Origin of the sequence: Neoalteromonas facilis (genome assembly GCF_002807665.1) — a bacterium.
In the GTDB taxonomy this organism is placed as follows: domain Bacteria; phylum Pseudomonadota; class Gammaproteobacteria; order Enterobacterales; family Alteromonadaceae; genus Alteromonas_E; species Alteromonas_E facilis.
In genome coordinates, this window is record NZ_PEAY01000004.1 from 572,529 (window position 1) to 586,377 (window position 13,849).

Genomic DNA, 13,849 nt, shown 5'->3' on the forward strand with positions numbered 1-13,849 from the left:
GATCATGGTTTCTACACGAAAAGTACACAGTGAACAGCGACCGCCATTCGAACAATGGATGGCGCAGTTACATTTGCCAGAAGAAACGCAACAGGCTCTGCGCAATATATCGGAAAAGCCCGAGATTTTGCTGGTTGGGCAAGAGATGGTTGAAATTCTTGTTCAGCTAAACATGGATGACACCACCCTTCAGGCCGCATTAGTGTTTCCATATTGTCAGCAACATGCGCTGAGTGCAGACGATGTGCTGGAAACATTTGGCGAGGAAATTGCCCATCTGATTGAAGGTGTGCGCAAAATGGAAGCCATTCGGGCGTTGCACGGTAGAGGTACTAAAAAGGCAGCCTTTCAAGAACAGCAAATAGACAGCATACGCCGAATGCTTTTGGCGATGGTTGAAGATGTGCGAGCGGTGGTTATTAAAATGGCCGAACGTATTTGCGCGTTGCAGTCGGTAAAAGATGCGGACGAAGAAACGCGTGTAATGGTCGCAACTGAATGCTCATCGATTTATGCGCCATTGGCGAATAGATTGGGTATTGGTCAATTAAAGTGGGAATTGGAAGATCTCGCATTTCGCTATTTGCACCCTAATACCTATAAGCAAATTGCTAGCATGCTGGATGAAAAGCGCGCTGATCGGACCGAATATATTGAAACCATGGTTGACCGATTGCAGAGCTTACTCAATGAGCAAGGGATACAGGCTACGGTTTACGGTCGCCCCAAACACATCTTTAGCATTTGGAAGAAAATGCAGAAGAAGCGTCTGTCTTTCGAACAGCTATTTGATATCCGCGCCATGCGGATCATCGCCGATCGCCTGCAGGATTGTTACGCTGCGTTGGGGATAGTGCATGCTCACTTTAAGCATATCCCTAACGAATTCGATGACTACATTGCAACGCCAAAACCCAATGGCTATCAGTCTATCCATACTGTGATAATAGGGCCTCAAGGTAAATCGATTGAGATCCAAATTCGTACTCAACAGATGCATCAGGATGCTGAGCTGGGTATCGCTGCACATTGGAAGTATAAAGAAGGTGCGCATAGCAAAGCGTCGGGACATGAAGAACGGTTAAATTGGCTGCGGAAGATCCTGCAGTGGCAAGAAGAAGTGGCGGAATCCGGCGATATTGTTGAAGAGCTGCGCAGTCAGGTTTTCGACGATCGAGTATATGTATTCACCCCGCGAGGTGATGTGCTTGACCTACCCCAAGGGTCTACGCCGTTAGACTTTGCTTATTATGTGCATACAAACATTGGTCATCGGTGCATCGGCGCAAAGGTGAACAAGCGCATTGTGCCATTTACCTACCATTTAAAAAGCGGTGACCAAGTTGAGGTGCTAACCGGAAAGGAACCAAACCCTAGCCGAGATTGGATGCATCCGGGGTTGGGGTATGTTCATTCGTCTAGAGCTCGCGCGACAATCCACAGTTTCTTTAAAAAGCAGGACAGGGTTAAAAACTTGGAAGCTGGTAAAGAAATTGTTGAGCGGGAGCTTAATAAAGCACACCTGCCTATCAAAGCACTGGCTGATATATGTGAGCGATTTAACCAACCTTCGGTGGAAGATCTGTACACAGCCATAGGTGCAGGTGATGTGCGAGTGATGTCGGTGGTTCGTCAGTTACAACAGCAATTAGAGCCGCCAAAACCAGAGCCAGAGGCCATTGTTAGAGCGCCCGTTAAACCTTCGCACTCGAAAAAGCGCGATGACAGCATTGTGGTTGAGGGCGTTGGTTATCTCATGAGCCATTTGGCCAATTGCTGTCAACCCGTTCCGGGCGAACCTATTGTCGGCTACATCACGCAGGGTAGAGGTGTCAGTGTACATCGACAAAACTGCGAACAATTATCTCATTTACTTGATCAGCACCCTGAACGAGAAGTGGAAGTGAATTGGTCGGGTGATGTTTCTGTCGGTTTTGAAGCGCAGTTATTAGTCATGTGTACTGACCGTACTGGCATTTTACGAGACATTACTACGGTACTTGCCAACCAACGTGTGGCGCTCTTGGGCGTAAACAGTATTAGTAATAAGGCGGCGGGCTCTGCGGATATTGTATTGACGATAGAAGTGCAAGACGTTAAGTCATTACGCAAAGTGATGTTGAGTTTGAAGCAGATCCATGATGTGGTCGATGTGGTTAGAAAAGACGCATGAGCGAACCGAGTACACCACATTTACAACAATTGTTAACGGTAATGCAGCAACTTAGGGATCCCGATAAGGGGTGTCCGTGGGATGTTAAGCAAACTATGGCAAGTTTGGTTAAATACACCCTTGAAGAAGCACATGAAGTTGCCGATGCGATACACCGAGGCGACGCAATTGAAATACGAGATGAGCTAGGCGATCTGCTGTTTCAAGTTATGTTTTATGCGCAAATTGCGCAGGAAGATGGTTTATTTGGTTTTGATGATGTGGCCAAAGCGATCACGGATAAGTTGGTTCGCCGACACCCGCATGTGTTTACTGAGTCAGCAAACGACTTGTCAGACGACGCGCTACAACAACAGTGGGAAGCGATAAAGCTTGAAGAAAAGAGACAGAAAAAGCCGAGTTTTAAGAGTGTATTCGATAGTTTGAAACGTGGCGTGCCTGCTTTTACACGAGCCTATGAAATGCAACAGGCTTGTGCAAAGGTCGGCTTTGACTGGCCAGAGCCTCTCGGTGTTTTAGATAAAATAGCCGAAGAAGTGGAAGAGGTTAGGCATGAATTACAACAACCCACACATTGCAAAGCCGCAATTGAGGAAGAGTTAGGTGATTTGTTGTTTGCCTGTGTGAATCTTGCACGCCATTTATCCGTTGATCCGGAACAAGCACTCACGAAAGCCAATTTGAAATTTGAAACTCGGTTTAACCACATTGAGAACACCTTGCTCGCTAGAGGAAGTCAGTTCGAAGAGATGTCGCTGGCTCAACTTGAAGAACTGTGGAAAGAAGCAAAACAGACCCTAAAAACACGAGACTAGTTGGGTCAATCTGTAGCGGTTAAGTAAAGGGGTAAGCAAATTTGTGCCCTGAATTGGTTATTTTTTGATTAATTTTCAAATTGCCCTTCGCTTTTGCCTTAAAACCTGTATAATTCGCGCCCTGCCCAGTTACGCCCACTTTGGGAAAGTGGAAGAATCAACAGGCTCGAAGGGGTCTAAGCGTTGATTTTCGGGAGATTACTTCGGTAATCAGTAACAGTTATATTTTCGGGTGACGAATAATGAAAACTTTTGTTGCAAAGCCAGAAACAGTAAAAAGAGACTGGTTCGTGGTTGATGCCACTGATAAAACACTTGGACGTTTAGCGTCTGAAATTGCACACCGTTTACGCGGTAAGCACAAGCCAGAGTACACACCGCACGTTGACACTGGTGACTACATTGTTGTTGTTAATGCTGAGAAAATTGCCGTAACAGGTAACAAAGCTAAAGACAAAGTGTACTATGCACACTCTGGTTATCCAGGTGGCTTGAAAGACATCACTTTTGAAAAGCTTATCGCTAAGAAGCCAGAAATGGTTCTTGAGAAAGCTGTTAAGGGTATGTTGCCTAAAGGCCCTCTAGGCCGTGCAATGTTCCGCAAAATGAAAGTGTACGCTGGTCCTGAGCATAATCATGCTGCCCAGCAACCACAGGTTTTGGATATTTAAGGAGCGACACACATGGCAGATACTCAATATTACGGCACTGGTCGTCGCAAAAGCTCAACTGCTCGCGTTTTCTTGCGTCCAGGCACAGGTACTATCACTGTAAACCAACGTCCTCTTGATGAGTTCTTTGGTCGTGAAACTGCACGTATGGTCGTTCGTCAACCGCTTGAGTTGGTTGAAATGACTGAAAAGTTTGACCTTTACATCACTGTTCGCGGTGGTGGTATCAGTGGTCAAGCTGGTGCTATCCGTCACGGTATTACTCGTGCATTGATGGAATTTGATGAGACTCTTCGTCCAGCACTACGTAAAGCTGGCTTCGTTACTCGTGACGCGCGTCGCGTTGAACGTAAGAAAGTGGGTCTACATAAAGCACGTAAGAAACCACAGTTCTCAAAACGTTAAGTTTTGGATATGTTTCAAAAAGCCCGGTTTTTACCGGGCTTTTTTTTGCACTGTAATAACTCACAGTACAAATGTTCGCCATTGATAAGCGTATTTAACGTCCGTATGTTGGTTTTAACGGGGCTATGATTTGACTGAAGCCGACTAAAACATAGCTTTGTAACTAAATCCTTGTTTTTTGCCTGTATTTCCTTGTTTTTAGCAGGGCTTTTTCTTATCATTTCCGATCGAAAATAATCATTCGAATCGTCATGACGACTCGCTTTCGGCTTTCTCGACAAGAGAAGCCTTTTGTCCAAATCTGGAGAACCGTGGATGAGTAATGTATCTGTTGATGCTAGCGAATCATCGCAAGCACAAGGTCAACCACAAACCAACAACCGTCGACGCTTTTTGACCGTTGCTACATCTGTAGTAGGGGGCCTAGGTGTTGCTGGTGCTGCTGTACCCTTTATTGCTTCTTGGAATCCTAGTGCTAAGGCAAAAGCCGCTGGTGCTGATGTTGAAGTGGATATCTCAGGGATCGAGCCGGGTCAGTTGGTGCGTGTGATGTGGCGTAGTAAGCCCGTGTGGATTGTTCGTCGTACACCTGAAATTTTGTCGGCGTTAGCTACTCACGAAGACCAACTCAAAGATCCGAATTCTGAAGTTGAACAACAACCTGTGTTCGCGCAGAATCAGTGGCGCTCATTGAAAGAGGAATACTTGATCCTCGTTGGTATTTGTACTCACCTAGGCTGTTCGCCACAACACCTTAAAGACGGTGCAATGGAAGAATATGCTGAAGGCGTTACGGACGGTTTCTTCTGTCCTTGTCACGGTTCAAAATTTGATATGGCTGGACGTGTTTTCCAGAACGTTCCAGCACCATCTAACCTAGTTGTACCGCCTTATCAGTTCGTAGACGATACTACTATCATCATCGGCTCAGAAGCAGAGGTTGCATAACATGTCAGCATTCTTAAATTGGATTGAAGAGCGCATCCCAATGATGCGGGTAGCGAATATGCATGCTATCCAATATCCAGCGCCACGCAACATGAACTTCTGGTACGTGTTTGGTTTCTTAGCCACTATCGTATTAGTAAACCAAATCGTGACGGGTATTTGGTTAACAATGAACTTTGAGCCAAGCTCAGCACGCGCATTTGCTTCAGTAGAATACATTATGCGTGAAGTCGACTACGGTTGGTTAATACGCTACATGCACTCAACCGGTGCATCGGCTTTCTTTATCGTTGTATACATGCACATGTTCCGTGGCATGATTTACGGCTCCTACCAGAAGCCAAGAGAACTTCTGTGGGTGTTCGGTATGTTGATTTACCTAGCACTTATGGCTGAAGCCTTCATGGGTTACGTATTGCCATGGGGACAAATGTCATACTGGGGTGCCCAAGTAATTGTATCGTTATTTGGTGCAATACCGGTTATTGGTCCTGATTTGGTTATCTGGATCCAAGGTGATTACGTTATTTCCGGTGCTACATTGAACCGTTTCTTCGCGCTACACGTCATTGCGTTGCCACTGGTTATCGTGATTCTTGTGTTCCTACACATCATTGCGCTACACGAAGTAGGCTCTAACAACCCAGACGGCGTTGCGATAAAACACAAAAAAGGCTCTTTGTCAGAAGACGAAAAGACCAAGTTCAAGATCCATGAGTACTATACAGCGAAATACGATATTGCTGATGATGTAGTGCCGTTCTTCCCACATATTGTGCTGAAAGACTTGGTGGCATTTACCATCTTCCTATTTGGTTTCTGTTACATCATGTTCTTTGCACCAGAAATGGGTGGTAAGTTCCTTGAGCATCCTAACTTCGAAATTGCGAACCCACTGAAAACCCCAGAGCATATTTTCCCTGTGTGGTACTTCACGCCGTTTTACGCGATTTTAAAAGCGGTACCGGATAAATTATTCGGCGTTATTACGATGTTCGCGGCGATTGCAGCTTTATTTGCGTTGCCTTGGGTTGATCGCAGCACTGTTCGTTCATGGCGCTACCGCAGTGGTTTACACAAAGTAAACCTAATTGTGTTTGCCATTGTGTTTATCTTCTTAGGCTACCTAGGTGGTACACCGCAAGAAAACTGGAAAATCGTAGCATCGCAAATTTGTACCATTATGTACTTTGGTTTCTTTGCTTTGCTATGGATGTACAGCAAGAATGAACAAACTAAGCCTGTGCCTGCGAGGATCCCACGATGAGAAAAATAATTATTGCAGCCTTGTTGGCGTTCCCTTCATTAGTTTGGGCGGCAGGCAGTACCTATCCACTTGATCACGCTGACTATGATTTGACTGATAAAGCGTCGCTGCAAAATGGTGCGCGCGTTTTCATGAACTACTGTTTGGGTTGTCACCAAATGCAGTACCAACGTTATCAGCGTACTTTCAGTGATTTGGGTATTCCTGATGAACTAGGACAAAAGTATTTGCAGTTCACAGGCGAAAAAGTATCTGATTACATCACAACACCAATGCCTGCGGATTACGCAGCCACTTGGTTCGGTGCTCCACCTCCTGATTTGACGTTGGTGGCGCGCGTACGTGGTGCTGATTGGTTGTATACCTATTTGCGCACGTTTTATGTCGATGAAAACAAGACGTTTGGCGTAAACAACAAAGTATTCCCTGATGTGGGCATGCCACACGTATTACAAGAGCTTCAAGGTACTCCACGCGAGCACTACGAGACTGTTATGGTAGATGGTGAAATGGTTCAGCGCTATGCAGGCTTAAAGTCAGACGGCGACGGCATGCTATCAGCCGAGGAATATGACAAAGCTATCTTAGACTTAGTCAACTTCCTTGAATACAGTGGCGAGCCTTCACGTTTGCAGTCTGAAGCTATCGGTAAATGGGTGTTAGTATTTATCGTTGTATTCTTTGTATTTGCATTACTGCTGAAGAAAGAATACTGGCGTGACGTGCATTAAACGTACAACTTAAGGTATAATATCCTGATTGAGGGCGCGCTCGCGCCCTTTTTTGATGAAAAAATAATCACTGAGCAGAAATGCTCAATGAAATACTGCGTAATGCGGAGGAACGTGAATGGCAGTTGCCACAAATAAACGGTCTATTATGACTTTGTTTTCAGACACTTTGGACATCTATAGTCATCAAGTCAGAATCGTTTTAGCTGAGAAAGGAGTAGGTGTAGAGATCAGTTATACCGATCCAACTAACCTACCTGAAGACCTACTCGATTTGAATCCATACGGCACAGTGCCTACCTTGGTTGATCGTGAGTTGGTTTTATACAAGTCTCACATCATTATGGAATATCTCGATGAGCGTTTCCCACATCCACCTTTGATGCCGGTTTACCCTGTTTCGCGTGGCCAAAGCCGTTTGATGATGCACCGAATTGAACAAGACTGGTATTCATTAGCAGAAAAAATCATGACCGGTGAAGGTGATGTTGAAACAGCACGCAACGAGTTGCGAGAAGCTATTCTAAGCATTGCCCCATTATTTGCTGAAACACCTTACTTTATGTCTGAAGAGTTCAGTCTGGTCGATTGTTATCTAGCGCCTCTATTGTGGCGTCTTCCGGCATTAAAAATTGAATTGGCGGGTGCGGGTAGCAAAGACATTTTGGCCTATATGGGCCGAATTTTTGGTCGTAGCTCATTCAAAGCTTCCTTGACTGATCAAGAACGTGAAATTCACAACCCACTGTAAGAGACTATGACAGATCAAATCAAAATGACGTCAAACCAACCGTACTTGCTGAAAGGCTTTTACGATTGGATTGTTGATAATGACCTCACACCTTATATCGTGGTTAACGCCAATATGAGGGGAGTCGAGGTTCCGCAACAGTTTGTTAAAGATGGTCAAATTGTTTTGAATGTCTCCCCTAGTGCATGTGTACACTTTTCACTGGATTATGAGAGCCTGAGTTTTCAGGCTCGTTTCAGTGGCCAACCCCATCGTATATTTATTCCGTGTCAGGCCGTAATTGCGATATACGCGCGTGAAAATGGCGCTGGGACGGTGTTTACGCCGGAAGCTGAGATTGAGTCAGACGCAACGACGGCAACACCTGAAGCGACATCAGAACCACTTGCCAAGCCCGCTAAGAAGGCTAAGCCCTCGTTAAGAGTGGTTAAATAGCTCAACGAAGAAACATTACCCTACTGTTTTAAGCGCGTTTATTATTGAAGGCTTAAGTTGGGTAATTTTCTCGTTTTCGCTACCTTCCACCAGTGCTAATAGCTGCATAAGATACTGACGAACATTATGTAATTGGGATAGTCCCGTTTGGCTTTGATACGCCTGCCGCCAAGAGTCTAAAGGGGCTGGGTGGACGATTTCATCAAGCCACGTTTGCCATTCTTGTAGCTCATGTAAGCCAGCTAACCACACATATAATGAGGGTAAAGCTAATCTTCTAGGCTCCCCATATATATAAAAATGATTGTTGTCAGGCACAACTTGACTGGCGATGGCGAGCAGTAAGGCATCGGCTTGTGACTTATTCAATCGACTATTCAGTGCTAGTTGCAGAAGTATATCCGCGCCATGTGCGACACCATGACGCCAACCTTCTTTTTCATCGAAGCCGCGATAATCGCTAACGCTTTTAACATACTCAGTTGCAATGAGTACACTAACATTGAATTGCTCATCTGAAAGAAAAGGTGATATGCGATCTACGCGCACTATTTCAGCAAATATAAGCGCGTTAAAGGGCATTAAAAAACCTTCACTATCATTCTTTCCAGAGGCAAGTTGATCAGCGACACGTGAGTGCAACACAGCGATGGTATCGTCAGCTAGACTCTCGCTTCGCAACCATTGAGTTAACGCTTCATATGCGACGCCATCACGGATAGCCGGGTCTTCCTCTGCTAAACATGCGAGCAACTGAAGCGCTAATTCATCTCTGGCTTCCTGTTCACTTATTTCAAAGGCCTGACTTTTAAGATCAAGAAGTGCTTTTTTATCCCACTCAGATGAGAAACAACCCGATGGTGTTTCATCAGCGACTAGTGGGGAAGAACTTAATAGCAGAAAGATAGTAGCAAGAACAAAGCGCATCACGATTTCCTAATCAATTGAATTTACAGACTAGCAAAACGGTGAAGGAATACCACTGAGTAGCGCTTAAACAACAAGGTGCTCAGTATTAAAACGATCATGGAAACGCGACATTAGATTAAGAACAGCGTTGCTGTTCCTAAAAATGCAAAGATGCCAACTACATCGGTAATAGTCGTCAGTATTACGCCGCCAGCCAATGCGGGATCGATTTTAAGGCGTTTCATCAGGATGGGAATTGTTGCGCCTGAGAGTGCTGCGGCAATCATATTCGCCATCATGGCAAATGCGATGATGACCCCTAACTGATAATCTTGTTTCCATAACGCAATAACCGCAGCAATAAGAACCGCCCAAATTAAGCCATTCAGAAAACCAATCGCGAGTTCTTTGGTTATTAAAGAGCGGCTATTGCCCGAGTTTACGTGCCCAAGCGCCATACCGCGAATAACCAACGTCAGGGTTTGGTTTCCAGCGACTCCACCCATGCTCGGCACGATAGTGTTTAATATAGCGAGTACTGCTAGCTGGCTAAGCGTTGCTTCAAACAAATCACTTACCGCCGCAGCCATCAATGCGGTTAATAGGTTTACGCCTAACCAAATAGAGCGGCGGCGTGTACTTTGCAGGACGGGTGCAAAAGTATCCTCTTCGTCATCTAAACCCGCCATACTCATCATCGAGTGTTCAGCGTCTTCACGAATGATATCGACCACGTCATCAATGGTAATACGCCCAACTAAGCGATGTTTATTGTCGACGACGGGGGCTGAAAGCCAATTATAGCGCTCAAACAAGCTGGCAACTTCACCATCATGCATATCAACAGGGATGGCTTCTGGCTCATCATCCATGACCTCGGCAACGAGTGCTTCAGCAGGCTCTATGAGTAAGCGTGTGACAGGGAGGCTACCAATCAAAGTGTCATTGCGATCCACAACATAAAACGTGTCCGTGTCTTCTGGTACTTTAGAACGCAAGCGTAAGTAACGCAGAACAACATCGATGGTCACGTCAGACCGCAGGGTTATGGTGTCTGTATTCATGATGAAACCAGCGGTTTCTTCACCATAAGACAACGCTTGCTCAGCACGTTGACGATCTTGCTCGTCCATTGACTTTAGCAATGAGGCGAGGACTTCCTCAGGAAGTGAGCTTAGTGTTTCAGCTAAGTCATCGGTATCCATTTGGCCCAACACGTCAACAGCGTTGGTCGTGGTCATCTGTGTGATGATACCGTTACGCACATCTTCCGACAGTTCTTCAATAACGTCAGAATGGAAATCGCTGTCGATTAGCTGCCAAAGTTCATCACGCGATTTTTTGGGGCTTGATTCAAGGATTAATGCGACGTCGGAAGCTGGCAATGTGTGCAGTGTGCGTCTGACAGAAACGAAGCGACCAGACGCAAGGGCACGCATGATGTCTTTCATCTGGGCGCGTGTGCGATTGGATTCGAGTGCTTCAGCCATCAGTTTCACTATGCAGGAATCTTAATTCTTGCATAGAGTAACTTATAATAGCTTGTTATGACTACGAATTTTCTTTAACTCAGTAAGTCTAATTCTTTTAATTTTCGCGTAAGCGTATTGCGCCCCCAACCGAGACGTTTCGCTGCGTCTTGTTTGTGGCCGTGAGTGAAATGTAAAGCGCGCTGTAAAAGCGTTTTCTCAAACACATACTGCGCATCGTTAAGAATGTTCTCGCGCCCACTTTTTAATTGTTGATCAGCCCATTGAGCCAACAAGTTTTCCCAGCTCGCATCTGTCGCAACACTTTGTGGAGCTGAATCTTCATGAATTTCAGGTGGCAGGTCAGCGGGCAGTATTTCTTGGCCAGATGCCATTACGGTTAACCAGCGACATACATTTTCAAGTTGTCGTACATTGCCTGGCCACGCTAATTCACTCATAACACGTGCGGCTTCCTTACTGAGTTGCTTGCTCTCGACATCCAACTCTTTAGCCGCTCTCACTAGGAAGTGTTTCGCCAACAAGGGGATATCTTCACGGCGCTCTTTAAGCGAAGGAATATGCACACGAATAACGTTTAGGCGGTGAAATAAGTCTTCCCGAAATTTCCCTTCAGTAACACGTTTCTCTAGGTTTTGATGGGTTGCAGCTATTATCCTCACATCGACCTTGATGGGCTCTCGTCCGCCAACGCGATAAAACTGCCCATCAGCCAATACGCGCAGTAAGCGGGTCTGTACATCAAGGGGCATATCACCAATTTCATCTAAAAACAGGGTGCCACCATTGGCTTGTTCAAACCGTCCCTGTCGCTGATTTTGTGCACCGGTAAAGGCGCCTTTTTCATGGCCAAACAATTCAGATTCAACCAAATCGGCAGGGATAGCAGCCATATTTAACGCGATAAAGGGGTTCATTGCGCGTGGAGAGTGCCTATGTAAAGCGTGCGCAACGAGTTCCTTACCCGTACCCGACTGCCCATTGATTAGGACGCTAATTGAAGAGCGCGATAGACGTCCTATCGCCCTAAAAACTTCCTGCATCGCTGGCGCTTCACCAATGATCTCAGATGCGGGCGTTTCTTCTTGAGCGTTTTCAGCGCGGCTATTTTCCTTTGCATGAATAAGTGCTCTTTGTACGAGCGTAATAGCCTCGTCAATATCGAAAGGTTTAGGCAGGTATTCGAATGCGCCACTTTGATAGGCATTCACCGCACTGTCTAGGTCTGAATGCGCCGTCATAATAATGACCGGCAACAATGGGTACACTTCATGGACTCTACTGAGCAATGTCATCCCGTCCATTTCAGGCATTTTGATGTCAGATATAATCACCTGTGGGGGCTGAGCAACATCCAGTTGTAGTAATAAATCTTGTGGATTAGCAAATGATACGCAAGGAATTTGGGCCGCTTGCAACGCCTTTTGCAATACCCAGCGTATTGAACTGTCATCATCTACTATCCATACGGGTTCAGAATTCATAATTATGTACCTTGCTCAACATAATATTAATCTCCATTTTCTAACGGCTCATCTGCCGAAATAATGGGCAAATAAATAGAAAATTCGGTATGTCCGCGATGGCTATCGCATTCTATTTTGCCTTTGTGATGATCAATCAACGTTTGTGAAATGGATAAACCAAGACCACTACCATCGGCTTTGCTGGTTACCATGGGGTAAAACAAAGTATCACGCAGTTGTTCTGGAATACCGGGGCCGTTATCAATCACTTTGATCACGGCACATAATGGGTAACGGATACCATGGATCGTCATTTGTCTTTCAACGCGGGTAATCAACTGGATTTGAGGGTGTTCGGTATTTGACTCATGTAAAGCCTGCTGAGCATTGCGAACAATATTTAATATAGCTTGTTCAATCATATGCGGATCTATGGTCAGGTCTGGAATACTGGGGTCATAGTCACGTATAACTTCAATGGCATACACCTCATCTGCATTGACCAGAGTGCGAACGCGCTCTAACGATTGATGTAAATTACAGTGCTGAAAACGCGGCAATGTGTTCGGCCCAAGCAATCTATCTACAAGGCTTCGTAGACGATCGGCTTGTTCGATGATCATTTCCGTGAATTCAGAGTATTCTGGATTATTTAATGAGCGACTCAGCAGTTGAGCTGCGCCTCGAATGCCACCTAATGGGTTTTTGATTTCGTGTGCAAGCCCACGAATGAGCTCTCGTGCAGCATGTTGTTGCGCATGTTGCATGTTTTCCTGAGAAATGCGCTTCTGTTTATCAATTTGACGTGTTTCAAACATCAAGAAGGGCTGCCCATCAACGCTAATACTGGTGACGGTGATATCAGCTAAAACGTAACGTTGATCTCGAAAGCATAGTTGGAACTCATTTTCGGTAAACTCATCACCGTCATGCAATGCCCGCAGTAAACGCTCTTCATCGAGTGCACGATTATAGAAATAATCGCGTAAGTCACTCCCTTGCAATTGATTAAGACTACGCTCGAATAACTTTTGTGCGGCGAAATTGCAAAACTGAATAACAAATTCGCCATCGATTATTACAATCGCGGTATTTAAGTTATCCAATAGTTTGTTTGCTTCAAATTTCACAAGGCCTCACAATGCGTTGCACAAAAATGGTGCATCAAAAGTTTAGCCTGCAATCCTTGGGTGCACAACTGAAACTGAATAGCTTCGAAAGCGTTGTATTTACTGCTTAGGATTGATCAGTGCAGATGCCTGATGCATGAACAGTGTTTGTGAGGGAGACGATGCAAGGACCTTGCCTTTATTGTCAGTATATTCAACTTTAAAACGATGCTGCCCGCGAACGACATTACTGAGTTCGAAGTTGCCTGTATCGCTCTCGCCGACGTTCTGACCGTCGAATATAAGTTGATAGCGACCGCCCGGGGCGGCAGGCGTCAATTGAGCATTAATATTAAATTTACCGTTATTGTCACGAATGGTTGCCTCGTCTTGAGGCGATGTGATGGTTAATGTGTAATCGATTGGCTTTTCAGTTTTTGCCGCGGTGTTTGGCGCAGTAGCACTGTTCACGCGGGCTAACGGTTGGCTGGTATTTACTTTATTTAAATGCACAGGCGTACTGCCAGGTACTGGCTGGTCTGTGTAGGTTACTGTACCGTCAGCGGCAACCACCTTATAAACCGTACGTGCATATACGGTGGCGCATAGCCCAACAGTTAGCAAGAGAGTCATTACATATTTCATGTTGTTAAGTGTAGAGCGAATTGGACAAATAAAA

Annotated in this window: 14 protein-coding genes; 9 read left to right on the plus strand and 5 right to left on the minus strand. The window is 45.4% G+C overall.

All coding sequences use genetic code 11. The features are described 5' to 3' along the window. The first annotated feature begins 4 nt into the window (after positions 1 to 4). The 9 genes from relA to CSH93_RS14095 all read left to right on the plus strand — a co-directional run bounded on the left by relA (position 5) and on the right by CSH93_RS14095 (position 8,196). On the plus strand, positions 5 to 2,173 hold the full coding sequence (gene relA / locus CSH93_RS14055) for a GTP diphosphokinase (protein ID WP_100643883.1): 2,169 nt from the start codon (positions 5 to 7) through the stop codon (positions 2,171 to 2,173). Continuing rightward, positions 2,170 to 2,988 (plus strand): nucleoside triphosphate pyrophosphohydrolase, encoded by an 819-nt coding sequence (gene mazG / locus CSH93_RS14060; protein ID WP_100643884.1) that lies wholly within the window; start codon positions 2,170 to 2,172, stop codon positions 2,986 to 2,988. Before relA ends, mazG begins: the two co-directional genes overlap by 4 nt. Positions 2,989 to 3,230: 242 nt before the next feature. Continuing rightward, on the plus strand, positions 3,231 to 3,659 hold the full coding sequence (gene rplM / locus CSH93_RS14065; RefSeq protein ID WP_100643885.1) for a 50S ribosomal protein L13: 429 nt from the start codon (positions 3,231 to 3,233) through the stop codon (positions 3,657 to 3,659). A gap of 12 nt (positions 3,660 to 3,671) precedes the next feature. Beyond that, entirely contained in the window at positions 3,672 to 4,064 is a 393-nt protein-coding gene (gene rpsI, locus CSH93_RS14070; protein WP_100643886.1) for a 30S ribosomal protein S9, read from the plus strand. A gap of 315 nt (positions 4,065 to 4,379) precedes the next feature. Beyond that, complete coding sequence (petA, locus tag CSH93_RS14075) at positions 4,380 to 5,012, plus strand: ubiquinol-cytochrome c reductase iron-sulfur subunit (protein ID WP_100643887.1); 633 nt, start codon at positions 4,380 to 4,382, stop codon at positions 5,010 to 5,012. Position 5,013: 1 nt separating this feature from the next. Further along, positions 5,014 to 6,279, plus strand: a complete 1,266-nt coding sequence (locus CSH93_RS14080; protein WP_100643888.1) for a cytochrome b — start codon at positions 5,014 to 5,016, stop codon at positions 6,277 to 6,279. Then, positions 6,276 to 7,010 carry a cytochrome c1 gene (locus tag CSH93_RS14085; RefSeq protein ID WP_100643889.1) on the plus strand — a complete coding sequence of 245 codons (735 nt, stop codon included), beginning with the start codon at positions 6,276 to 6,278 and terminating at the stop codon, positions 7,008 to 7,010. The genes CSH93_RS14080 and CSH93_RS14085 overlap by 4 nt, the downstream gene beginning before the upstream one ends. A gap of 118 nt (positions 7,011 to 7,128) precedes the next feature. Next, on the plus strand, positions 7,129 to 7,761 hold the full coding sequence (gene sspA / locus CSH93_RS14090; RefSeq protein WP_100643890.1) for a stringent starvation protein SspA: 633 nt from the start codon (positions 7,129 to 7,131) through the stop codon (positions 7,759 to 7,761). Between the two features lie 24 nt (positions 7,762 to 7,785). Further along, complete coding sequence (locus tag CSH93_RS14095) at positions 7,786 to 8,196, plus strand: ClpXP protease specificity-enhancing factor (protein ID WP_100644018.1); 411 nt, start codon at positions 7,786 to 7,788, stop codon at positions 8,194 to 8,196. A gap of 15 nt (positions 8,197 to 8,211) precedes the next feature. Here CSH93_RS14095 and CSH93_RS14100 read toward each other — a convergent pair whose 3' ends face one another. The 5 genes from CSH93_RS14100 to CSH93_RS14120 all read right to left on the minus strand — a co-directional run bounded on the left by CSH93_RS14100 (position 8,212) and on the right by CSH93_RS14120 (position 13,803). Continuing rightward, complete coding sequence (locus CSH93_RS14100; protein WP_100643891.1) at positions 8,212 to 9,123, minus strand: DUF2785 domain-containing protein; 912 nt, start codon at positions 9,121 to 9,123, stop codon at positions 8,212 to 8,214. Positions 9,124 to 9,236: 113 nt separating this feature from the next. After that, positions 9,237 to 10,595 (minus strand): magnesium transporter, encoded by a 1,359-nt coding sequence (gene mgtE / locus CSH93_RS14105; protein ID WP_100643892.1) that lies wholly within the window; start codon positions 10,593 to 10,595, stop codon positions 9,237 to 9,239. Positions 10,596 to 10,669: 74 nt separating this feature from the next. After that, positions 10,670 to 12,079: a nitrogen regulation protein NR(I) gene (glnG, locus tag CSH93_RS14110; protein WP_100643893.1), complete on the minus strand. Its 1,410-nt coding sequence runs from the start codon at positions 12,077 to 12,079 to the stop codon at positions 10,670 to 10,672. A 26-nt stretch (positions 12,080 to 12,105) separates the two neighbouring features. Beyond that, positions 12,106 to 13,191 carry a nitrogen regulation protein NR(II) gene (gene glnL, locus CSH93_RS14115; RefSeq protein ID WP_100643894.1) on the minus strand — a complete coding sequence of 362 codons (1,086 nt, stop codon included), beginning with the start codon at positions 13,189 to 13,191 and terminating at the stop codon, positions 12,106 to 12,108. A gap of 99 nt (positions 13,192 to 13,290) precedes the next feature. After that, positions 13,291 to 13,803 carry a DUF4124 domain-containing protein gene (locus CSH93_RS14120; protein WP_164078380.1) on the minus strand — a complete coding sequence of 171 codons (513 nt, stop codon included), beginning with the start codon at positions 13,801 to 13,803 and terminating at the stop codon, positions 13,291 to 13,293. Positions 13,804 to 13,849: the final 46 nt, after the last annotated feature.